We start from the raw sequence: 24,016 nt of genomic DNA, 5'->3' as shown, positions 1-24,016 counted from the left end.
CTTACTTCACATCCAATGTATTCGTTACGATATAAAATTCTTCTGCGGTTGGCTTCCAGTTGCCGACCCGTTTGTTCACGCCAACGAGAATATTCGGATGAATGATGTACGAATGCGGCTTGGCCTCATTAATGGCCTCCACTGCCTCCTGTGTGAGCTTGTTTCGCTTTTGCACCTCTCCCGTGACGTTCAGCTCGCTTAGAATCCCGTTCAGCTTTTCAATTTGAATCTTCGCCGGGTTGTATGTTCCTCCAGGAACGTAGGCTGAATTGAGGAAAGAGCCGCCATCGCCCCGAGGTGAGGTTAAATAGCTCGAGGTAGACATATCCCAGTCGGAGTGTTCTGCAATGTAGACCTCAGGCAGCTCAACGGAAACAATCTCGATAGTAATTCCCGCTTTAGCTGCTTCAGACTGAACCAGCAAAGGAATGAGCGGAAGCTCTGGATTAATACCTGTGAATGCAATCAGCTTTAGCGTTAATGGCTTGCCGTCCTTCTCCAGCTTGCCGTCCTTTCCCTTCGTGTACCCTGCGCTTTCGAGCAGCTTGATCGCTCCGGCCTGATCAAGCTTCTGATAATCGCCTTTGTTCCCGAAGGCAAGTGTTTTGTTAAAGGGACCATTGGCTGGCATCGCATGCCCCAGCATTATATCCTTTACGATAGCATCCCGGTCTATCAGCATATCGATGGCTCTTCTCACCTGGATGTCGGCAACGTTCTTACTTTGGGGATTATATGTAAAATAGTGGGTTCTCAAACTGGTCACCGAATTTACGGATAATTGCTCATCCTTTGCAATGGCTGCCAGTGATTCCGGAGATACGTGGTATACAATATCGGCTTGCTTGGATTGAAAAGCCAGTGTTCTGACATTGGCATCCGAATTAAATTGATATTTCACTTCGTTTAACTTGGCTTTACCATTCCAGTACGCCTCATTTCTTACCAGCGAAATTTCTTTCCCTGGCACGAAGCCGGTAACTTGAAACGGTCCTGTTCCGACAGGTGACTTGTTAAATGCTTCTTTGCCCTTGGCCTTCTCAGCTGCAACACTAATAATGCTTGATGTCGGGTGGACCAGCTCTGTTGGGAAGGCCGGAAAGGGTTCCTTTGTTTTAAAGGTCAGTTCCTGTCCCTTAGCTTCTATAGATGCAATTTTTAATGAAGCCGCGAGTGCTTTGCTATCAGCAATTCCCCGTTCAAAGGATGCCTTGGCCGCCGCTGCATCCAGCTTTGTTCCGTCTTGAAAGACAATACCGTCACGAATTGTGAAGACCCACGTTAGATCATCCTTCGCTTCCCATTTGGCTGCAAGCCAAGGAACAATCTGCATATTCTCATCCAGACGAAGCAGTGTTTCGGTGACTCCCGCTCTCAACGCGATCCATTTATTATGTGGATCCAGCGTATCGTCAGGCAAACTGTGAATAATCGTGACCTTCTTTAGCTCCTCCTTAGAAGCTTGGGCTGGCTGACCCGCTCCATCCGGACTCGTATTGGCTTCATTGGTGCTGCAGCCTGATGCCAGGATAACCAGAAGCAGCGTAAGAAGCATCACAGCCATGCGGCGATGGTGTTGAATAAACCTCATCAATGATAGACCCCTTTCCCCATTTTGTTGGATGTTGTATGCTTTCCAAAGCATTATTAGCCTTTGCCGTGGAAATCCATCTCTACCAAGACCAAGTGTACCTTTCTGAGAATGACTTTCCTATGGCCCCTAAGAGCCATTACCTTGAAGATTGTGTGAATTGGCTTGCTGCATTTTCCTCCATTCGGTAAAAATAAGGCTTACTTCATCTGCTGTGGTATCCTTCAAAGCCTCCGGCTGAATGAAATCTGATCCTACTTCCCGGATAAATGCGCGCAGCCGGTCCTCGAACATTTCAGTCAGGCTTACGGCTTGCGGCATTGCTAAATCGGCCTTTTTCGCCAGGCCACAGAGCAATTTCAATTTCTTGTAATCTTCATACGGAATTCTTGGAATCCTCCACTTTCCTTCTATATTTTTTGTGACCTGCTTGTATGGGACTGCTGAAAAATCGAAATATTTCCCATTTTCATCCGGCATGGAGAACGGATCGATCAGAATGGACGCGTAACGAACGTACAGAAGATATTCTTGCTTGCTTTCCTCCATCTCCACGAAATGTTCAATCTCGTCTCTTGAGAGCGTGATTTCGTGTACAGGATAATTGTCATCATTCAAAAATTTCAATAAATTGAGCGGCATTGCATTAAAAAAAAGAGCTACTGCGCTAATCTCCCTCCACAACAAGCGCATTGCTCGAATCGTGTGCGGGGTAATCGGTCCTTCCGGATAAAGCTTATACATGAACTTGCGCGAAGCCTCGCGCTTGAAAATTTCATTCAATGAAAAGGAATTGATGAAGAACGGAGGGTGGACGTAAGTGGTAATATTCCGGAATTCCGCCTCGATTGGGCAAGAGACAGCCTCGCACTTGATTCCAAGGCTTTGCAAGAACTGCTGCACGTAGGATAAAGCGCGGCTCTCCGGTTTATTGGAACCGACAGCAATTTTTCTTTTCATTCCTTTAACGAACGATTTTATAACTGAGGCGTGTCCGGGGGAGAATTTGGTTGCAGCATAATAAGTGGAGAAGCTGATGATTTCGATTCGGTCCCTCAACGTTCCGAGCAAGCTTTGAACAAGCAAGTTCGAAGCAATGCCGGGGGAAAGTAAGAAAATCGTTCTTACTTCATGCAAGGCGTTCAAATTTAAGTCATGAATGACGCTTATGTAGCTATCGCTTGGCGTACACAAAATCAGCGTTTGCCACTTGTCCTCGATCTGATCATATCCTTCATAAAAACGGTCAATCATGGCTTCTCCTGAAAGATGCCGTCTGCTTTCAACCTGCACCACAGTAGAAACCGTGTATGCGTTTTGTTCAAGCTGCTTCCGGATTGCAGTGGAATGGGAGCCTTGGCGGTTCAGCAATCCCAATTGATTGCTCCAGCCCCTAGACATATCGACGGCGACATGAATTCCTGCCGGACCCGCACCGATAAGCAGCGTATTGCCGAATGGTGAAGCTGCCCTAAGTGAGCGCATGGACTCATTACCTTCCTTCTAGTTTTTTTTCCGCTGGAGAACGAGGGTATCATATATGTTATTGCTTTGAATGATAGTGGTTATCTCCCACTCGTGTGACAAGTCTTGTTCCAATGGATAATTAAAAATGGACTTTAGCCCATTTCCGTATCTTACCATGACTCTCGTATCCGCCTTGATACTGTGCTTCAGCTCTTCAAGAACCTCATGCTTGTTTTCAACAAGGGAGGCAATCATGACATGAGTTGCTTCTTTCATAAAAGACAGCTCGGTTAACCGGTTTTGTGAAAATTGAACTCTCTCTTGCAAGCCGGTAGCTTCTGCAACTTTTTTTCCAAGTGTTATCGCTTCGGAATCAATGTCCAGGCATAACACATCCGCATTTGTTTCCCTCGCTATCGTGAGAGCCGACAGCGGAAAAGCTCCCGAACCGACAAACAACACCTTGGATGTGCTGCAAATGCCATAATGCTGAAGCTCTTCCTTTACGGAATGGGCCAGATTGGCTATGTATTGGCTCATATTCGTTTTCTGCTCCAGGGCACGAATAGACTGATACTTCTCCATACTGCACAAAGCTTGATTCGATGTTTCCCTCAGTTGCTCGCTAAACCGCTTGATTTCATCATGACTTCCCCATAAACTCCATTGCATTTCGTTTTCTTTGCAGGTCATAAATTGGCAGAGCTTATCCAGTTTCATTTGCAGCAGATCAAAGCAATCGGAGTACGTTTTGGAAAAAGCGGTTAATTGATTAATTTCGTAATCAAGTGACTTCAAGGAAAGCAAAAAAGCGTATTTTCGCTTCAACAAGCTCCCTCCGTTTCTTGTTCCATCCGATGAGTTATGATGCTCAAATATAAAATGTGTCGTCATGCTTGTTGGAATTGTATTAATTCGAACAAGGTTTTTATGGGATTTATTACATTATTTAACTCCATCCACGTTTTATCATACATGAAATGGTTTTAAGTCTAATATGGCTCTTAAGTGTTATTTTTTTCTTATCGTGTAACATGGCAGCTGTTGTCAAGAGCAAGCACTAGTCGGCTTACGTGGAGAATCGCAATAAAAAAACCGCGTTAAGCGGTTTTAAAAGGACAATCCAATTCATACAGCCTGCGGTATCTGTCATACCCCCGCAGAAGCTGCTCATGCGTGCCCTGCATCGAGATAACGCCGCGTTCCATGAACACAATCTGATCCATCCGTTCCACACCCGTCAGATGATGAGTGACCCAAATCAATGTTCTTCCGGACAGAGCACGGAAAATGGTTGCTAGCAGCTCCGATTCCGTTACAGGATCCAGCCCGATTGTCGGTTCGTCCAGCAGCACAATCGGACGGTTCTGCAGCAGAATTCGAGCTAACGCAATCCGCTGCCGTTCTCCGCCCGAGAAGCGCTGTCCCGTCTCTTCCATCCGGGTTTCATAGCCATTCGGGAGGGCTGCAATCAGCTGATGCAATCCCACCTGCTCGGTCACCAGGCGGATTTCTTCATCAGTGGCATCGCTGCGCCCGAGCCGGATATTGTTTGCTACCGTCGTGTCAAACAAATACGGCTGCTGGTTCAGCCGGGCGAATAGCCCCCCATGATCGCTGCAAATCGGGTTAGTGGGCTTGACTCTCACGGTCCCTTCTTCAGGCTCCAGAATACCTTGCATCACATTCAGCAGGGTTGATTTCCCTGCGCCGCTCCTGCCAAGGATAGCAAGCGTCCCGCCTTGCGGCACCGTTAGCGATATATCCCGGAGACTCCATTCCGCTCTGGAAGGATGCCGATAGCTCACCCCCTGCAGACAAATTCCCGCACCTGGCGCATTATTATTCAGCAGCGCTCCTTTATCCGGTCCGATGAAGATAGTCCGGTGTACGGGTGATATACTCCTGTCGGTACGGCTTGCTTCTTCTTTGTTAGTATGTTGTTTGCTGGAGGTCTCCAGACCGCTGTGTGTCTGTGCATTCTCCCCCGAATACAGGATAGCGTCGTCCTTGCACTCTGCACTCGCAGCAGTTCCGGCAAGCCGGTGGACGGATTCCAGATAGTGCGGCAAACGGCTGGCTGCATCACCTGCGCGTACGAAGGCTTCCAGAAGCGGGAACGCGACAAAAGCAAGCGCAGCAATCCAAGACGCAGCCAGCTCTTGCTTTGCGGCAAGTTCGCCTGCCCACAGGACCATGAATACGATAGCTCCGCCGGCGGCGCAATTCGAAATCCAGTGTATAAGCCGCTCTCTGCGCCGCAGCAGACTTTCTAGTCGCGCCGCCGCGCTCCACTGCTTGTGGAACGATTCCAGCATTTGCCGGGATCGTCCGCTCAGCAGCCAATCGCTCATGCCGAATACGGCATCGGTCAGCTCCTGGTAGGCTGCGCTGCGCTGCCGTTTGGCCTGTCGCCATTTGGCCAATGAAATCCATAAGGCGGCAGCCGGTACAACGAACAGCCAGAAGCCGCAATAGAGTGACATCAGTATAGCGAACATCCCATCCATGCGGCCAAGCATGGCAACGCCTGTTCCATAGAGGATTACGGCCGATATGGCCGGAAGCACCAGCCGAAGATACACATATTGCAGCTGTTCAATATCCTCGGCCAGCATACTGAGCAAATCACCTGTACGAAAGCGCGCTTGTACTCTCACCGCCTGGGGCTCAATCACGCGGTACAAGCGACTGCGCATTCGCGCCAGAATGCGCAGTGCTGTGTCGTGGCTGATTAAACGCTCTACATAATGCAAGACCGCCTTGCTGAAGCCAAGCGTTCGTACCAATACAATCGGTACATAGACCATCAGTACATTCTCCGGCTTAAGCGCCGCTCGTGATAGTAAATAACCTGATGTAAACAGCAAACCGCCTGCACAAGCAATGGCCGCAGCTCCAAGAAAGGCCGCACAGGCAAACCGCCATTTGAACTGCCAGACATAAGTCATCAGCCACCCTTCCTGCTTCCCCTGCGCTTTATGCACCGTTCTCCCCTCCTTCATGTGCCATTATCAGGCGATAATATACCCCATGTTGACGAATCAGCTGATCATGGCTTCCCGTCTCTACAAGCCTGCCTTGATGCAGCACTAGAATAAAGTCCATTTGCTGCATCCAGTGAAGACGGTGTGTAGCGAGAAAAAGCCGCTTACTGCCAAGAGACGCCAGCAGCGTCTGCTTGAGCTCCCATTCCGTTTCAATATCCAGATGCGCTGTCGGTTCGTCCAGCAGGACTATCGGCCTGTCTGCGAGCAGCGCCCGAGCCAGCGCAACCCGCTGTGCCTGTCCGCCGCTCAGCGCCCTCCCTCCTTCGCCGATACGCTCGTTGCTTCCATTAGGCAGACTATCCGTCAGTTCCCGAAGACCGGCCGCCTCTATGGCCCGTTCCACCTGCTCTTGTCCTGCTTCCGGCGTATAGAGACGAATATTGTCTGCAAGCGATTGGCTGAACAGGTACGGATGCTGTGGAATGTAAGCGATTTGCCGCTGCCACTCCGGCTTCAGCAAGCCGGTAATGGGCTGATTGCCGATTGAAATATTCCCGGCAGTGGGCTCGATGAATCCTCCCAGCACGCCCAATAAAGTCGATTTTCCCGCACCGCTTGCGCCAACGATCCCGATTCTCCGGATTCCCGGGTCCAGCTTCACCGATAGCTCATCCAGTCTTCTCGTCCCATCTGCTCCAACAACACAAATGCCGGTTAAAGCCAGTGCCGCATACTCTGCCGAAGTTTTCTTCTCTCCCGTGGCGGGCGAGACTGAGCCGGGCTTCTCCCTCCCGTCTTCCCCTTCTATAATGGCCCGTATGCTGCGCCATGCTTCCTTGCCGTCCAGACTGGCGTGGTAATCCGCACCGAGCTGGCGCACGGGGAGGAAATATTCTGGCGCAAGCAGAAGCACGGCAAGTGCTGCTTCAAAGCCAATATCTCCTTCGATCAGCCGCACGCCCAACCCGACGGCTACTGAAGCCACGGAAAGCATGGTGAAAAAGTCCAGAGCCAGAGATGACAGGAAGGCGACCCGCAGCGTCCGCATGGTCGCTTGCCGGTATTCATCACTGACTCGTTCCACTGTCTTCGCGTGTGCCCTGCTCTGATCCAGGAATTTCAATGTCACCAGACCGCGCAGAGAATCCGTAAAATGATGAGCAAGTCTGCGATACGATTGCCACTGCTTATTCGCCTTCGCGCGAGCGGCCAAACCGAGCAAAATAAAGAAACCGATTAAAATTGGAAGCGCCGCGGTCAATATGAAGCCCGACACCATATCCAGCCAGTAAACAGAAACGAGAATGGCTGTTGTTACCATGGCCATGTCAAGCATGCGGGGTATCGTTAATTCCAGACTGGCGCGAAAGCGATCCATGCCATCCAGCGCCAGTGTGACAAGGCGCCCGCTTCCTTCTTTGCCTGCAAAGGACGGTCCCCGTTCAAGCAAACGATGAAGGAGCTGTTTGCGGACAGACTCACCGGTTTGTTCAGCAAATTGGCCGGCAATGTGCCGCTGCAGCCAGACGATCGTGTGCCGGGCCGCAAAGGCGGTGAAAAACAGCAGAGCCGATCGGACTGCTTCTTCACCAGGAAGGCCTTCGAACCATAAAGAAACCGCATGTGCAAGCAGCAGAGCCTGACCGACAATCGCTGCGCCCTGCAGGAGGGAAAGTACGGTTAGCAGCAGTATAACCGTACGGATTCCCTTAAATCCAAGCCATTCCCGTTCCATCAATACTCCAGGTGGTCCTTTTCACTGACTCGCTTGTGAAAGACAAAGTAGCTCCACGCCTGGTATGCGAGTACAAATGGCAAAAGCACTGCTGCAACAATAGTCATCGTCTTCAACGTGTAGCCGCTTGAGGCTGCATTATGAATCGTCAAGTCAAAAGCACGATCGATAGAGCTAATCATGAGCCGCGGAAACATGCCGACAAACAGCGAAACAAAGGTTAGCACAATGAGCAGCCCGGTCATGCCGAAGGCCCAGCCTTCCTTGCCCTGCTTCAGGAAATAACCCGCCAGCAGAAGAGAAAGCCCGCCTCCTGCCGAAAGACCGATAATTAAAATGCCGCCGCGCTGGAACAAATCTGTCCCCAAGGTTGTCCATACCGCCAAGGCAGCCATCAGCAAAGCTTGAACAGGCAAGATTTTGGCTGCAGTCATACGGGCCTTCTCCCGGAGCTCGCCGAGGGTACGCAAGGAAATAAAGGTTAGCCCGTGCAGAAGGCAAAGTCCCACAACAGCTATTCCGCCGAGCACGGTATACCCGTTCACGATATCGGCGAAGCCTGCCTTCATTTCCATCGTTTGTTCAATCGGCATTCCTTTCACCAGACCGGCAAAAAGCATGCCGAACAACAGCGGAGGAACAAAGCTGCCGATAAGAATAGCGGCATCCCACGTTTTTTTCCACAGCGGTCCGTCAGCCTTGCCCCGAAACTCAAAGGCAACCCCGCGACCGATCAGAGCCAGCAGAATGAAGGTAAGCAGCACATAGTACCCGCTGAACAGGGTTGCATACCAATGCGGGAACGCCGCAAAAATCGCTCCGGCAGCTGTAATAAGCCATACCTCGTTGGCATCCCAGAACGGTCCGATCGTATTGATTAGCACCCGCTTTTGTATATCGCCGCTTGGCAAAATACGTGTGGCCATACCAACGCCAAAATCGAACCCCTCCAGGAAAAAAAATCCGCTAAAGAGCACTGCGATTAGCACAAACCAAAGCTCATTTAAGGACATTTTGTCCACCTCCCTGTTGATCAAACGGATCCTGCAGCCGCTCCTCATGGTGTGCTGAGGCCAAAGGATCTTTTCGGGCTGTACGAACGAACAAATAAATCATGACACAAAGCAAAATGAAATACACCGCACTAAACGAGATCAAGGAAAACAACACCTGCCCTGCGGATACACTTGGAGAAACCGAATCTTCAATACGCAGCAGTCCGAACACGGTCCATGGCTGTCGTCCGACCTCCGTCATAATCCAGCCGGACGTACTGCCGATGAAGGGCAAGGAGATTGCTGCCAGCATGAGCCGCATATACAGCTTATTTGCCGCTTCCAGCTTTTTTCGAAGTGCGAGATATACACCGTAGAGGCTGAGCAGAATCATGACACTTCCGCTGGCGACCATGATACGGAAGCTCCAAAAGGTTGTCCGCACCGGCGGAATGTAGCTGCCTTCGCCATAGGTTTGCTCATATTCGGCCTGCAGCTCCTTCATCCCCGGCACCGATCCGGAGAATTGGCTGTACGACAGGAAGCTGAGCAAATACGGAACCTTGATCTCGAAGCCGTTCACTTGCTCGTCCGGATGTATAGAGGCGTAGATCGTCCATGGCGCAGGATCCTCACTTCGTTCCCACAGCCCCTCACTGGCCGCCATCTTCATTGGCTGGGTCTCGACTAAATACTGCGCTTGACCGTGCCCAAACTGGGCGATGCCTGCGGAGGAGATCAGGGCCACAATGATCGCTATTTTGAACGATGGAACAAAAAAAGGGACTGCCTGCTTCTTCAGCAGCTTCCATGCGCTGATCCCGGCAACCAGGAACGCCCCCGTAGCAAAGGCGGCAAAGATGGTGTGCGGGAATTCCCACAGCAGCTGGCCATTCGTAAGCAGTGCCAGCACATCAGTCATCTCAGCACGGCCGTTGTGAATCGCATAGCCGACAGGACGCTGCATAAACGAATTGGCAGCCAGAATCCAGAGCGCGGATAACATCGTCCCGATTGAGACCAGCCACATGCAAGCCAGATGCACTCCCTTGGACAAGCGATCCCATCCGAACACCCAGAGACCGATAAACGTCGATTCTAGAAAAAAAGCGAGCAGCGCCTCTATGGCCAGCGGCGTGCCGAACACATCACCGACAAACCGGGAGAAGCTGGACCAGTTCATGCCGAATTGAAATTCCTGCAAAATCCCGGTAACAACACCTACGGCGAAGTTAATAAGCAGGAACTGGCCCCAAAACTGTGCCATCTGCTTATACAGCTCGTTTTTCTTCACCACATACATTGTTTCCATCACCGCAATCAACAGAGACAGCCCAATGGAAATCGGAACAAAAATAAAATGAAAAATGGTTGTTGAAGCAAACTGAAGACGCGCCAAATCTACGACATCCATATCGATCCCTTCCTTCTGAACAATTTGGACTTATCAGGAAAGCCAAGCGGCGGTGAATGTGAATAAATTGTGAAATTAATCACATGTATTTGTGAAAAAAATCACATTCCTTCTGATTATATGCCGCTTTTCCCCCGGATTCCTGTCAAACGACGACAAAGGCACTGGCCTCTGAATTGCCGCCTTGCTGTTATTATACAAAACAAATCCGCAAATCCTATGGCCCTAAAGGGTCGGTATCGTGACTGAATCGTGACGCCCCCATGACAATGATGTGACCGGAGTCAATTGACAGAGCGGACTCCTGCGTCTGACGCAGAGTCCGCTCTGTATTTTCCGTTATGCCATGTTTCTTGTTCCGTTTAAGACTTTATCGTCCGCGGTGTTTCCTGAATATACGGCTGCAAGTATAGCTCGCGGACTTCGTGGCGAATCCAGCTCATCAGCGACAGCACGATAAGCAGGAGCGTCACCGACCGGACGAACAACGCCCGGCTATCCTGCCGCACCAGCCGGATTAACATCACGCACAGCACAATCGCGAGCACAATGGCCACACACAAAAGCCCGGTATGAAACAGCGATCCGCCCATGAACGCCTGTCGGATCCGACTGTCCATGGAAAGCAGCAGCAGCGGCCCGGCTACCAGCTGCATGACGGTAAATAAGGCAGCCAGTTTTTTCCCGTACTGCTTCGCTTCTGCTGTGACTGGGCTAGGCTCCCGGCGTTCTGCCCGATTCCCCCACCAATAAATGAACATCCCAAGCATGGTGAAGCTAGCCGCCATGAAATGCAGATAGCGCTGCCAGATGGTCGGATAAGCGAACAGGGAGCCGAAAAATCCCCGGTCAGGCTCCCACAAATCCGGCTGCAGCATCGATGCTACGTTAGTAATAAACAACAGCGGCACAAACAGGAGGATGAGCGATCCAAGAATTCCGAAGCTTACATGCAAGCCTTTGCGATGTTTCCATCGCTGCCATGTGAACTTGTACACGTAGAGTGACAAAAAGGCGATAATCAGCAGCGGAATGAGCGCCATCCACATTTTACCGATCAGAATGGTCGAAGGATAAAAAAACTGTGTATAAATCGTACTGATGATAAGCAGCGGTGCTATACCAAGCACGACCGCAATGCTTTTGACAATCGATACCTGTGTTGCCAGACGAAAGGCCAGCGAATCCAGTACAGCGTTGTTCTTACGGATGCCCTGTATTTCGTTAAACACAGCAGAAACTGATCCGGCCACCAAAATATTAACGAAAATAATATGCAGGATAAAGCCCACTACGATGAGGACTTCAAAAAAAGGCAGACTCCCCGGAATCGCCAGACCCAGATCGTTTGGAACCGGGGATTCCGCTCTAAGCCACAGATTCATTGAGCCCCGCTCCTTTCATTTACGATTTGATGAATATAGGCAGCCAGAGCCTTCACTTCTTCTTCCGTTCCGACAAACGGCGGCATCACATTGCGGACATTGTGCATCTGCGGGATGAAGGACGCAATCCCCTCCTCCGTCCAGCCCTCCACTCGTTTCGCCATCGCCCGGCTGCGGCGCGGACCGTCAATCGTGTGACAGGCGATGCACTGCATGCGAAACAGCTCTTCTCCCGCCTGAAGCTTGTTCTCCTCAGTGACCTGCTTCACAGATGAAAATTTCGCTTGCGGCAGCGCGCCCTTTTCGTTCAGGAGCGGTACGTCGCTTTTGACGACTCCGTTGGCGTACATATAGTTGTAAATGACGTAGGGCTTGCGGATGTTCTCACGGATAATCTCGAACTCCGTAATGAGCAGCAGGGAGAATAGCATGGTAAACACCGTTAAAAAGGCGTGTCGCCGGACGCTCCCATCCAATAGCATCATGCCGAGTACTAAGATAAGCAGCAGCCCCAGCACGTTTACTCCAATGAATACACTGTCGCTCATGCCGGTGGCCCACTTCACAAGCGTCTGCGCTTGATCCGGCAGGGTGCGCAAATACCACCAGCCGAAGATCAGCATGCACGGTACTGAAGCGATTAGCCATTTGCCGTATATTTTCAAGACGCGGTGCTCGTCCCCCTTATCCTTCAAATACCATTTGGTAATCGGCGTCAATAGCGCAACCCCGAGTGTAATTGCCGCGAAGGTGCGGAACAGGATGGACGGAACCCACGTTTCATTGGCAAACGCACTCCAGAATGAAAGCGTCTCTACCCAGTCGCCAGGATTAATCTGCGCCGCCAGGACGCCGGTAATAATCGCCAAGGTGAACCAGGAGGCGACGCACAAGTAGATGCCGGTGCGCACATGCTTCTTCTTTTGTGTGCCCTTCCAGCTATCCCAGGTGTAATAGTAGGTGAGCAGCAGCAGCACCTCTGTCACAAAGACGATCCATTCGGTAAACCAGGCCCAGTGGAAAATACGCAGCAGCGCGCCAATGGCGTTCGGCAGCACTACTGTGGTCGCAAACCAGATGCCGACTCCCGTCATGGCACCGAGGGTCGTAGTAATAATCAAAATCCATTTGCACAGCCATTTAGCATAGGCGTCCAGCCTGGCGTTGCCCGACTTGTAGGCAGCGTATTCAATGGAAACCATAAGAACCGAGCCGCCTATAGCCACAGCATGGTTGATGATCACGTGGAGAACCGATACCATGCCGATCAGGTTGCCGTTGCCAAGCCAACCGAAATCAATGGTTGGAAATTGCATAACCCTTCTCTCTCCTTTGTCAAGTAAAATAAAATGTCCTTATCCCGAGCGCCATTGTAAGTATACTGGAAGTCCCATAAGCTCAATATGACTCCGGAGAGCTACTTGTTTGAAATTCGTATGAACGATTGAAGGCTTCGGGGTTTGCGCTGGAAATGGCGGCCCCAAAGAGCCATGGCGAAAGTCACAAAGCAGCCATGCTTTGTTCACGGCTTTGACGACGAAATGGCTCCGAAGGGTCATGCTTGCACGTACGCCTGGCGTTATGATCACATAGGGGAGGAATAACATGATGTCAAAAGCTGCATATAAAATCCTCATTGCAGATGAGGAAAGCCGGATTCGAAGCCGGATTCATATGTACCTGGATCACGACGGGGCCGTTGTCGAGGACGCGAAGCTTGGCGAAAGCGCGCTGATCAAAGCACTTGAGCGGGATTACGATTTAATTCTGCTGAACAGAACCCTGCCTGACATGTCCGGCTTAGACATATGCGCCCTGATCAAAGGAATGAAAACTACGCCTATTATCCTGATGTCCTCCAAAAGTGATGAGGAAGAGCGAATCCTGGGATTTGAAGCCGGTGCAGATGATTATGTTATAAATCCGTTTAGTCCAAGAGAATTGATCTGCCGGATTCATGCCATCCTGAAACGTACAAAGAAAAATTTTCGGCCACAGCAGCAGTCAACATCCTCGGATATTGTGCTGCCCCAGCTCACAATTGAACACGAAGCGCGCCGCGTGCTTGTTAGGGGTATCGAGGTCTCGCTGACGTTAAAGGAATATGATTTGCTTCGGTACTTGGCGCTGAATGAAGGAAAAACGTTCACTCGTGAAGCGCTGCTGAAGGAGGTTTGGAAATGTGAGCCAAGCGGGGATTTGCGTACGGTGGATTCGCATGTGAAACGGATTCGTGAGAAGCTTCAGCCGTCATGCGAGCCAGGCAGTACCGTGATTCGTACGATATGGGGAGTCGGCTATCGTCTGGAAACAGGGCTGTCATGGACAGGATAATGCTTAAAACAAATGCGCGTTCTATGATGTTCTTAGCGTATCGGCAAATAAACCTTCCTTGCCGCGATGATACTGTCGCGATGGCTGCAAGGAAGGTTTTTAGCGGTGCTCAATGGTTTTGTGATACACATGCTTGTGCATCGCAGGATCGATAATATCCACCAACACGTCCCAATTTCCAGGTTCATCAATAAGCATTCTATCGTCCACAGATTCGTAAGTGTATTTATCAAAGCCTTCAAACCCGTATGGATCAGGCCCTCCCTGCGTGAGCATTAATGGCACCTGATGCTCTGCGCTGGCCGGCTCTCCATCATTGCTTACCCTTACGTCTACCCGTACAGGAGCTCCGAGTCCGGAAGGCAGCCACACGTCCAGCCGAAGCTGCTGCTCAGAGCGGGCTTGCTGCTTGATGCGTAAAGACATATGCGCTTGAACGCCCATTTCGTGCCAGTATATGGACTGCTTCAGCCCGTTCCCCTCAGGAGGGGCTGTTGTGGAAAGCATGCCAGCGGCAGCAATCGCGGCAAATCCTATTGCAATCTCCAGACGCATACCAGTCAAAAAGCCGGATAGCTTCGGAAGATCCTTCAGGTTTTGTTCCTGAACGATTGTATTTAATCTTGGCATAAATCGAAATCTGTGCAAGCATGCAATTAGAAAAACGAGCGTAATCAGCCCTAATTTAAAAAGAAGAATTTGACCGTAGGCGCTGTTCCACAAATCGGAGACGCTTGTTAGCCGCATCCAGGCTAATTGAATGCCGCTAGCTGCCAGCAGAAGCAAGCTGGGCAGGGCCGCACGTGAAAATCTCCGAAGCATACGGTTCCATTCTGTCAAATGAGCTACTGTCTGATGACGAACAAAAGTGGCGGCAAATAAACCGCTGAGGCCGCCAAACCAAACTGCAGCCAGCAGCATGTGCAGCAAATGAGTGAGAAAAGCAATCGCTGTTCCTGTCAAAGTTTCGTTAGCATGCCCTGTGATCGGGAATAGCGCAACCAGTAAAAGGATAAGGCTCGTCTTTAATCCTGTCTCGATTTTCCTGGAAGGAAACGAAGCATAAGCAGAGGCCAGCAGCAAAGCGGAAAGAATGGGCCGAAGCCCTGCTGCAGCTCCAGCCCATGTGGAGGTAAGCCAGTGAAGAGCAAGCTTCCATGGCCCAAGTGATTCCGGCATAACGGAGCTCGAAGCTTGCCCCCAAAATTCAACACTACCTGTTGAGCCATATAGAAGCAGCACCATGATCCATAACCGCCGCTCCATTTTCAAGGAATAGCCAATCGGCGTCCCTTGGCGTGCAGCATCCCATACGAAATAACGAAAGTAAACAAAACCTGCGGCCACCACTGCGGCCAGTATTTCCAATATACGTATCCACTGCCGGGCAGTCTCCTGCGGATCAAATGAATGCATATGGTGTTCATCCATACTTGTATGAGCCCAAGCCTCTGTTGGATTTGCGGCAACGAATCCCATGAGCGGCAGCAATATAAGCAACCATCGAAGCACTTGAATCCAGCGTTCTTTGATGTCCAGGTGTTGGTTTCCACCCAGCGTACTAGCTCCTTCTTTGGTGTATGTAAGGCATTCCACTCGTGTTCGCAGTATGATCGCTCCATTAAACCAGATTGTCTTGATAGTCTATTTACCGTTCTCCAAAGCTTCGAATCCACCCATTTTCATAGGCATATCGCATGAGCTGGACCCGGTTGTCCAAATGCAGCTTGTGCATGATGTTTTTCAAGTGATTTTTGACCGTGTACTCTGAAATGACAAGATGCTCCGATATGTTTCGGTTCGACATTCCTTTGGCAATGCAGTTTAATATTTCCTTCTCACGTTGAGTTAGCGGGGACTGTGTGGGAACGCTTGTTTTCAAGGAAGCGAATTCCTGCAGCAGCCGGGTTGCTACCTCGCGCGACATCGGTGCTTCATCTATCGCGACGGCACGCAAATATTCATGCCAGGAGGATGGATGCAAATTTTTAAGCAAGTACCCTTGAGCACCTCGCTTAATCGCTTCGAATAGATGAGTGACATCATCGGAGACAGTGACCATGACAATCTTGACATAAGGATACTTCTCTTTAATTTGCTTAGCTGCCTCCAGACCGTCCAGCCGCGGCATTCGAATATCCATCAGGATCACGTCCGGCATCCACTGCTCAGCAAGAAGAATCGCTTCTTCCCCATTGGCTGCCTCACAAACGATCTCAAATGCGGGATCGATTTCAATAATATCCTTCATCGCTTCTCTCGCATGTGTATGATCATCTGCAAGCATAATACGTATTGGCTGACTCATGAAAGTGTTCTCATCTCCTGAGCTCAAGTGTCGTCTTTTCATTATTTCGGAAAATCTTAAACTCCCATTTCATTTCAGCCGCCCGATCTTGAATAATTGCTAAACCGAAGCCTCCGGAGCTATGCTCCAGCGGAGGGCTTTCACGCACTGAAAAGCCAATCCCGTCATCGCTTACTGTACATTTCCAGCCATCGGCCCCATCATTTTCTCCCAGAATCCAAATCGTTGCCGCCTGAGCATGCTTGTACACATTAATCAAAGCCTCGCGTATCGACGCGTACAATTCCACTTTTTCCTTTACCGACAGTCTCTGCTCAGAGATAGACCATTTCAAATGAACATTCATTCCGGTATCCAAAATATACTCATCAATTAAATGATGGAGAGATTCCAACCACGGCCTTGTATTGGCGGTTGCCGGATATCTAAGGCTGGCGATGGCTTGACGGACATATTCATTTACTTCATGAAGGGTCTTCCGTAAATTGAGATAGGCTTCCGACGCCTCGCCTGATGAAGTTTGCTTCATCCGATCCACGCGTACGGACAGGAGAAACAAGGATTGGGCAATGCCGTCATGCAGCTCGCCGGCAATTTTTTCCCGTTCTTCAAGCACAGCTGTGGTTGCCTTCTCTTGCTGCAGCTCATCCTGAAGCTTTTCCATCATGGCAAATAGCTGCCGCAGCAGGGTCACCGTAACAAGGAATACAATGATCGGCGCAAGCCAGTTGCCTAAATCCATGGAAATATAGGGCAGTAAAAAGGCGTGCCTCACATACTCCCAAATACCTATGGTTATTGTGGGGATAATAAGGATTAAGCTTTTCAGGTTTTTATAGAGCATGTGCACCGCTTCTTTCGCCGTTATCGTAGTACAAGTTCTTATTTATCTAACCATACTCCCCTGTGCCGGGCATGACTCACAAGAGCCATTTTCTGTGTCCGTGTTTGACGAATCGGTGAAATTCACCCGGCAAGAAAAAACCATGTCCGCTTATGCCAACATGGTCAATGGGGAAAGTAAAGTATTCCGTAGACTTGATTAATATGTAATACTGGTCCTCTCTCAACTCTGATATTCTCTGTCTGTACTCCCTCATTGTAATGCCACGTAATGCCACGCTTTCTGCCTGCGCAAGGACTGGAAGAAGTCTTCCAGTCCTTGCGCATTTTTACGCGACAAATTCCTTAGCCTGCAGCATATGTTATGTCGAGAATTCGCAGACTGTTATCGAATCGACAGTATGCAAAATGCTCATGTTCAATACAATTTCAAGCACTTTTCACAATATCGCAACAATACTGGCTCGTTTGAGCCATATATTTCGATGCCCCATTCCATTACTATTAATTTTGTTCTGAACGACAAACAGTTGAATTAAAAGGAGATTCGTATGAGAAACAAGAACACATTCAACCCTTTTCGAAGACTTCATTTTTATGCTGCCTGGTTTATTACCCCCCTGCTTTTTACTTTGACTTTATCGGGCATCGGTTATTTATTTTATACGGATGTCGAAAACAACTTGTATCAAAAGGAATTTTTTGGACAAAGCGACATCCAGGTAAACCAGAGCATGGATGAAGCTATGAAGGAAATAACCGACAACTATGCAGGCTATAAAATCGGAAAAATCAGTATGATGGAGGAGCCCTACAACAATAGAGTTACGATCAACAATAAGGACGGCGATTCTCGTTATATTTTTTTAGACAACAACAATCAAATCGTCGCTGATCAAGAGGCTAAATATACTTACTCTAATATTATGAGAAACTTTCATAGCTCCCTTTTCACCGAAAGTACATTTATACGCTATTTAGTCGAGTTGGCTGCTTGCTGGACCATATTTCTAATCGTCTCAGGCAGTTATATGACTTTTAAAAAGAAGCTGCTTGCAAGCAAGTCCGAACAAGGCACGAACAAGCTTACATTTCAAAAGATTCATGCCATACTGGGACTTGTCATTGCAATACCTTTAATTGTAATTGTATTAACAGGAATCCCTTGGTCTGTATTCATGGGCAGTCACATTAGTCAGTTTGGCAAAGATCATCCTGAGCTTGGAAGAACTGAATTACGCTATAATCCGCCACAATCTGATGTAAATGAGATTCCTTGGGCTACAAGAAGCTTGGATCAGCCTACCTCCAATACTACAGGACATGCCGATCATCACTCTTCTGCAAACGTAAATATAAACAATCCGGGTCAACAAAGCTTGGAATCTATCATAAACAAAGCTCAAAGCGAGAATATCGCGAAACCGCTTTCAATTGTCTACCCTTCAAATGAACATGGCGTGTTCACTGTTTCTAAGGGAAGCAATACAGGAATTACCGGGCTAGATGTAAGTCCGTACGAAGAAACTACGGCATATTTCGATCAATACTCCGGTAAACTCATTGCCAGAATCAACTTTGCTGATTATGGAATTATAGGAAAGTGGTTTACTTGGGGCGTTCCGCTGCATGAAGGGCATTTATTCGGGATGGCGAATAAAATTTTAAATTTGATGGTTTGTATCGCATTCCTTGCAGCAATCGTTATGGGATTCGTTTCCTGGATGAAAAAAGTGAAGCCTGGCGATTTGAATTTACCTAAACGAGTCAATAAACCATGGTCTATAGGAGCTATACTCACCTTATTCATACTAGGGATACTTATGCCTCTGTTTGGTTTATCTGTACTCCTTATATTTATTATTGAAGGTATCCTCTACTACATGACGAAGAATAACCCGCGGACTGCAGAATAAAGTGTCACGATATAAATCAAGGAACAAGAAGAACTCTTGCGATAGCAGAGTTCTTCTTGTTCCTTGTTCATGATATCCTGAAATTCGCCACTCGGATTTACCCGGAAACCCTAGTCACCGTGAAGCGGTCAAAGTCCGCGAAGCCCCCAGGTGTGCTTCCTGCTTGCGCGAATAGCCCTACCTTGGCTCCGACCCACTTGCTTACCGTCGCTTCAAAGGCCGGCAGAGCGACCTCCTCATACTGGTGACCGTCGAGGCTGAATTGGAACACGCATACTGCTCCTGGCTGGACGACGACACGCAAAGCTACCTCCTGACCCTCCTCAACGACAATCCTGCGCTGCCAATTCACTGCATGTCCCTCTTGATCCCCTTCGAGCACCTGAAGCAGGGGGCCGTCCTCTGTATCAGCCATGTACGTCAAGGCCGCATAGCTGTAGCCGAATACGATAAGCCCTGCCTGATCTCCGGCATTCAGGCCGGCACCATCCACACAGACCGTTGTCTCAAACGATAGGGCAGGAAACTTCTGAAGGAGCAGATGAGGCGCCTGAAACAAGGAAGCAGCGCCATCAGGCCAGGCTTGCGCGGACAGCCTTAGCCATCCCGCCCGTTCCGTGAGCGAGTGCCATCCTGCTTGCGGGTTAGCCTGCCACTGCCATTGTAAACCCAGCTGCTCGCCATCGAAATCGTCTGAAGCCGCCGGAACACAGATCGGGTATTCACCACCGACATCCGGCTTACGGAAGCCTAGAACCGGCTCGCCAATGCCGTCCCCGTTACTATCTACCCCCATCGCCGGCCAATGATCCGCTGTCCACGTCATGGGCTGCAAATGAACAATTCGACCGTAAGCATCCTTATGCTGAAAGTGAATGAACCAGGATTCCCCCGATTCGAGCTCCACCCATGCCCCCTGATGAGGACCATTTATCGGGGTATCGCCCTGCTGCAGCACAATCCGATCCTCATACGGACCGAGCGGATGGGAAGCGCGCAGTACGGTCTGCCAGCCCTCTTCAACACCTCCCGCAGGTGCGAATACGTAATAATAGTCATTCTTTTTATACATCTTCGGCCCTTCGATGGTCGGATGACGCTCCGGATCATCGATGATGATCACGCCTTCATCAAGAAGCCGCTTCCCGTCCGAAGACATGCGCCGCACGCGAAGTCTATGCTTGATGCCGCTTCGGCTCTGCGCATAGGCGTGAACCAGATAAGCGTCGCCGTTATCATCCCAGAACGGACATGCGTCGATAAGACCCTTGCCCTCATGAACGAGGTGAATGTCCGACCAAGTGCCGGCAGGATCATCAGCGGTTGTCATGAAGATACCAACATCGGGATCACCGTAAAATATCCAGAATTTCCCTTCGTGGAACCGAAGGCTTGGCGCCCATACGCCATTTCCGTGCTGCGGGCGATCATATCCGCCGAGCGGCATACGCGGGATAGCATGATTAATGATGCGCCAGTTCACAAGATCCTTGGAATGCAGGATCGGCAGTCCCGGAATATGACCGAAGCTGGACGCCGTCATATAGAAATCGCTTCCGACCCTTATAACATCAGGATCTGAATAATCCGCATGCAGAATCGGGTTGGCGAATGTGCCATCGCCTTGGTCGGAAACCCATGGAAATTGTTCATTAAACCCATTAAACCTATTGAGATTCGTCATACTCTCACTCCTCGGATGGATTAGGGGCGCAGCTTGCATTCGCTTGGACTTACCCCTGTATATTTCTTGAACACTTTCGAGAAATAGGCACGGTCCGAATAACCGAGCATATACGCTGTATTTTCCGCTGTTTCTCCTTTGGCAAGCAGCCGTTTTGCTTCCTCCATTTTGATCAAATGCACGTAATCGGTGAAATTCTGGCCCGTAAGCTTCTTGAAGTAACGCGAGAAGTAGCTTGGATTCAAGTGCAGGTGTCTCGCGATATCAATCGATGTGATGTTTCTGTAAATATGCTCGCGGATGAAGGCTTGAATCGCTTTGATATCCGGGTTCGTCTCACAGGCTTCTTCCGACGAGGATAATATGTTCTGAAGCAGACGCTCCGAATACCAACGCACGATTCGGAATGCTTCCTCCAGACGAACCGTATGCGTAATGTCTTCCTGAATGCCTGCAGGCACAGAGCGGCCAAACCGGATACTCGCCTCCTGCACCAGCCGAAGCAGCCGCTCCTTTGTCTTCACCGTGTCCATGGCAGCCGATCGCATCGCCCTTTTCAGGTTTCCCAGATAGATATGTGACAGAGACTGATTCCCGGCAAAGAGCGCTTCGATCCATTTCGCCGAGAGCGCTTCAAATCCGAGACTTGTATCCAAATCCGATGCGCTTAAGGACCAACGAGCCTCCTCGTAGGGGCTGTCCACATAAAACCGGCGATCGTGGAAATGCTTGACTTTGGCTATTAAACAGCCTAAATCAGAAAGAAAGCCTGGCTTCTCTCCAATCGCCGCATAGCAGTCCACCTTCAAGAACTCAAGCAGCTTCTCCTTGAGAAGCGGCACGAATCGTTCCAGTGAAGCTATTGCTGCTTCCGGGTCCTGTTCGCAGGAAACCGCCCACAAACGCTGGTCTTTGGCCAAGAACATTGTATTGCGAGTCCCGGACGCCAGCTCCAAAGCAATATTATAGGCTGCATAATACACCAATTCGAGGTTCTTCCTCTCGTATTTCTCCAGGAGATCTCCTCGGTCCATATGAAACGATGCTGCGCCGAACCAGATACCGGCCCAATGGATGCCGAGCCGCCGGCCATGTTCAAGCAGTCCCGAAGAATCCGTGGTATGGGATAATTCGTGAAAAAATTGCTGCAGCAGAATGTCTTTATTCCGCGCCAATTCACTCTTGTACGCCATTTGCTCCAGCTGCTCCTGCTCGTTCGAGAGGCGGGATATGGCCTTCTCCAGACTTTCCGTGATTTTGTCCGGGCTAAGCTCGTCCTTTACGACATAATCGTCCGCATCGATCCGCAGCGCTTCCTTGACGTATTGGAAGTCTTCATGGCAGGTAAGGAAAATCACGCGCAGCTGGTTATTGACACCCCGAAACTGGCGGGCCAGCTCAATGCCATTGCCATCGGGCAATCCAATATCCGTTATCAAAATGTCGGGCTGCGCGGCTTCGAACCGCTCTTTCGCCTCGGCCGCTGAATAGGCTTCTGCGCATACGCGAAGTCCCAATACTTCCCAGTTCACCAGCCTGCGTATATATTCAACGACGGGTACGTCATCATCGATCAGCATCACCTTTATCATCGGCCTGCTCCTTTCCTTCATCGAATTCGTTTCGCGGAATAAACAAGTGGGCGGCAAAGCCTCCGTCTGCCCGCTGCCTGACATGCAAGCTGGCCTGACCGCCAAATGTCAGCTTTAAGCGGCGCATGACGTTGTACATTCCAATTCCACGATCGCCGACTTGCTCCACCTGTTTCTCCAGCTTCCGATTCAGTGCCTCAGCCTGCTCTGAAGCGATCCCCTTCCCATTATCAGCCACCTGAATCAAGAAGCCGCCCTCCGCCTCCCGAACCGCCACCTCAATTCTCGGGGAGAGACTCGCATGACTGAACCCGTGGATAATGCTGTTCTCGACCAAGGGCTGAAGCAGCAGCCGCGGAACAAGCACCTTGCGGGCCCGTTCAGGCAGATCGATGACCAGCTCGATTGGCAGCCGGTTCCGCATTCGCATGATGGATACGTACTGGCTCAGCAGCTTGCACTCGTCGGCCAGTGTTAGCGGTTCGTGCACGCGCAGATGGGCTCGAAGCAATGCCATTAAAGCGTCGATCGTTTCACTGTGCACCTTATCCCCTTCGATTGCCAAATTGCATTTGATGGAATTAAGCGTATTCAGTAAAAAATGCGGCTGAATCTGCGAAAACAAGGCATAGAGCTCGATGGTCCGCTTCTCTTCCTGCTCTGCTTCCACTTTGCGAATCAGCGCATTGATATTATCCAGCATGCTGTTAATGGATTGGCCAAGATTCGTGATTTCATCCTGACCCTCGGCATGGTACCGGATGGAGCTGTTGCCTTCGCCATATTGGGAAGCGATACGCATCAGCTTCTGAATCGGCCTGTTTAGCCCCTTCGCAATGACACTGGACATGAATAAGAAAACGAACATGACGATACACACAGCCATAATCAAATACCAGAATCGCTGCGTCGCATCCCCGGTCGCCAAATCGGCATTCATGTCGTAGGTCAACATCCAGGACGTACCCGGAACTTCTGTTTTCTCCCGCATCCAGCCCTCGGCGGGACCCTCCGATAACGATGCCGGGCTGCTTGCCATGCCTGCGATCCTCGATCCGTCCGCTTCGTACAAGGTAAAAACGCCCTCTCCCGCGTTGCTGAACAGCCCTTCAAAGTACACGTCAGGAATTCCGATGAAGAGCGTACCGAGCACAAGATTACGAAAGGGGTCATACACTGTTTTTTTTACAAACAGATAATAAGACGCGCTGAACACATTTCCGTAGCTGCTGCGCTGCTCGGCCCGAAACCAGCGCACAATGCCCGTGGAAGCTTCCTCTTCCGTTAGATGCTCGAAGCGGCTGTCCTTCCGAAGCACAGCTGCATCCTGAGCATTGATGGTGCCGATAATTGGATAGTGTGCACGATTTACGAAAAAGACATTGACATGCGCCAGTGATAATTTGCCTGCCTGCAGCGCGGCGCTTTCGTTCAAACGAGTGTACATGCGATAGTTCTCAAAGCTATCGAATACCATCAGGCTGCTTAACCCTCTCAAGCTGTCAAATAGTCCGTTTGATTGCGACGGGGCATACTGATTGACCGTATACGTAACTTCGTTAGCCGTTTTGGACAAATCGTTGGCAAGAATCCCGATAATACCTCTCATATTCATCCGAACGTTCTCTTCGTTCGCCTGCTTGTTCGCGACATAAGACAACCCGGTAATCAGAAGCAGCGGAATAATGAGGAACAGCAGCAACGATATTTGAATCCTTCGGTAAAACGATACGCGGTACAGCCAGCTCAACGCCAATGTCGA

The 24,016-nt window shown here is 50.0% G+C and carries 17 protein-coding genes; 2 read left to right on the top strand and 15 right to left on the bottom strand.

Features of this window, described 5'->3' with window-relative positions:
* Position 1 precedes the first annotated feature (1 nt).
* From nikA to WBG83_RS00435, 9 genes are all read right to left on the bottom strand, one after another.
* Positions 2 to 1,591 carry a nickel ABC transporter substrate-binding protein gene (nikA, locus tag WBG83_RS00475; RefSeq protein ID WP_336741689.1) on the bottom strand — a complete coding sequence of 530 codons (1,590 nt, stop codon included), beginning with the start codon at positions 1,589 to 1,591 and terminating at the stop codon, positions 2 to 4.
* A 129-nt stretch (positions 1,592 to 1,720) separates the two neighbouring features.
* Positions 1,721 to 3,076: an opine metallophore biosynthesis dehydrogenase gene (locus WBG83_RS00470; protein WP_336741687.1), complete on the bottom strand. Its 1,356-nt coding sequence runs from the start codon at positions 3,074 to 3,076 to the stop codon at positions 1,721 to 1,723.
* An 18-nt stretch (positions 3,077 to 3,094) separates the two neighbouring features.
* Complete coding sequence (locus WBG83_RS00465) at positions 3,095 to 3,856, bottom strand: nicotianamine synthase family protein (RefSeq protein WP_336742604.1); 762 nt, start codon at positions 3,854 to 3,856, stop codon at positions 3,095 to 3,097.
* A gap of 302 nt (positions 3,857 to 4,158) precedes the next feature.
* Positions 4,159 to 6,045, bottom strand: coding sequence for a thiol reductant ABC exporter subunit CydC (gene cydC, locus WBG83_RS00460; protein WP_442955773.1), 1,887 nt, complete (start codon positions 6,043 to 6,045; stop codon positions 4,159 to 4,161).
* Positions 6,038 to 7,783: a thiol reductant ABC exporter subunit CydD gene (gene cydD, locus WBG83_RS00455; protein ID WP_336741683.1), complete on the bottom strand. Its 1,746-nt coding sequence runs from the start codon at positions 7,781 to 7,783 to the stop codon at positions 6,038 to 6,040. The genes cydC and cydD overlap by 8 nt, the downstream gene beginning before the upstream one ends.
* On the bottom strand, positions 7,783 to 8,796 hold the full coding sequence (cydB, locus tag WBG83_RS00450) for a cytochrome d ubiquinol oxidase subunit II (RefSeq protein ID WP_336741681.1): 1,014 nt from the start codon (positions 8,794 to 8,796) through the stop codon (positions 7,783 to 7,785). The genes cydD and cydB overlap by 1 nt, the downstream gene beginning before the upstream one ends.
* Positions 8,783 to 10,192, bottom strand: a complete 1,410-nt coding sequence (locus WBG83_RS00445) for a cytochrome ubiquinol oxidase subunit I (RefSeq protein WP_336741680.1) — start codon at positions 10,190 to 10,192, stop codon at positions 8,783 to 8,785. Before WBG83_RS00445 ends, cydB begins: the two co-directional genes overlap by 14 nt.
* 362 nt (positions 10,193 to 10,554) lie before the next feature.
* Positions 10,555 to 11,577, bottom strand: coding sequence for a cytochrome c class I (locus WBG83_RS00440; RefSeq protein WP_336741678.1), 1,023 nt, complete (start codon positions 11,575 to 11,577; stop codon positions 10,555 to 10,557).
* Positions 11,574 to 12,893 (bottom strand): c-type cytochrome, encoded by a 1,320-nt coding sequence (locus WBG83_RS00435; RefSeq protein ID WP_336741676.1) that lies wholly within the window; start codon positions 12,891 to 12,893, stop codon positions 11,574 to 11,576. Before WBG83_RS00435 ends, WBG83_RS00440 begins: the two co-directional genes overlap by 4 nt.
* Before the next feature lie 289 nt (positions 12,894 to 13,182).
* Here WBG83_RS00435 and WBG83_RS00430 point away from each other — a divergent pair, with 289 nt between their 5' ends.
* On the top strand, positions 13,183 to 13,911 hold the full coding sequence (locus WBG83_RS00430; RefSeq protein WP_336741674.1) for a response regulator transcription factor: 729 nt from the start codon (positions 13,183 to 13,185) through the stop codon (positions 13,909 to 13,911).
* Between the two features lie 99 nt (positions 13,912 to 14,010).
* Here WBG83_RS00430 and WBG83_RS00425 read toward each other — a convergent pair whose 3' ends face one another.
* The 3 genes from WBG83_RS00425 to WBG83_RS00415 form a co-directional block, all read right to left on the bottom strand.
* Positions 14,011 to 15,327, bottom strand: coding sequence for a copper resistance D family protein (locus WBG83_RS00425; RefSeq protein ID WP_336741672.1), 1,317 nt, complete (start codon positions 15,325 to 15,327; stop codon positions 14,011 to 14,013).
* Positions 15,328 to 15,559: 232 nt separating this feature from the next.
* Positions 15,560 to 16,219: a response regulator transcription factor gene (locus tag WBG83_RS00420; protein ID WP_336741670.1), complete on the bottom strand. Its 660-nt coding sequence runs from the start codon at positions 16,217 to 16,219 to the stop codon at positions 15,560 to 15,562.
* Positions 16,220 to 16,229: 10 nt separating this feature from the next.
* Positions 16,230 to 17,063, bottom strand: coding sequence for a sensor histidine kinase (locus WBG83_RS00415; RefSeq protein WP_336741668.1), 834 nt, complete (start codon positions 17,061 to 17,063; stop codon positions 16,230 to 16,232).
* A gap of 550 nt (positions 17,064 to 17,613) precedes the next feature.
* Here WBG83_RS00415 and WBG83_RS00410 point away from each other — a divergent pair.
* Positions 17,614 to 18,978, top strand: coding sequence for a PepSY-associated TM helix domain-containing protein (locus WBG83_RS00410; RefSeq protein WP_336741666.1), 1,365 nt, complete (start codon positions 17,614 to 17,616; stop codon positions 18,976 to 18,978).
* A gap of 97 nt (positions 18,979 to 19,075) precedes the next feature.
* On the opposite strand, the gene WBG83_RS00405 is transcribed toward WBG83_RS00410, so the two are convergent.
* Genes WBG83_RS00405 through WBG83_RS00395 form a run of 3 tightly spaced genes read right to left on the bottom strand, consistent with a single transcriptional unit; the run spans position 19,076 to position 24,010 of the window.
* Positions 19,076 to 20,662, bottom strand: coding sequence for a glycoside hydrolase family 43 protein (locus tag WBG83_RS00405; protein ID WP_336741664.1), 1,587 nt, complete (start codon positions 20,660 to 20,662; stop codon positions 19,076 to 19,078).
* 20 nt (positions 20,663 to 20,682) lie between these two features.
* Positions 20,683 to 22,254, bottom strand: coding sequence for a response regulator transcription factor (locus WBG83_RS00400; RefSeq protein ID WP_336741663.1), 1,572 nt, complete (start codon positions 22,252 to 22,254; stop codon positions 20,683 to 20,685).
* A complete protein-coding gene (locus WBG83_RS00395; protein ID WP_336741661.1) occupies positions 22,229 to 24,010 on the bottom strand; it encodes a sensor histidine kinase in 1,782 nt (593 codons plus the stop codon). The genes WBG83_RS00400 and WBG83_RS00395 overlap by 26 nt, the downstream gene beginning before the upstream one ends.
* Positions 24,011 to 24,016: the final 6 nt, after the last annotated feature.

This window comes from Paenibacillus sp. y28 (assembly GCF_037137075.1).
Classification (GTDB): domain Bacteria; phylum Bacillota; class Bacilli; order Paenibacillales; family NBRC-103111; genus JBBBNV01.
Note: the sequence above shows the minus strand (reverse complement) of the source record. Positions and strands in the feature narration are given on the sequence as shown.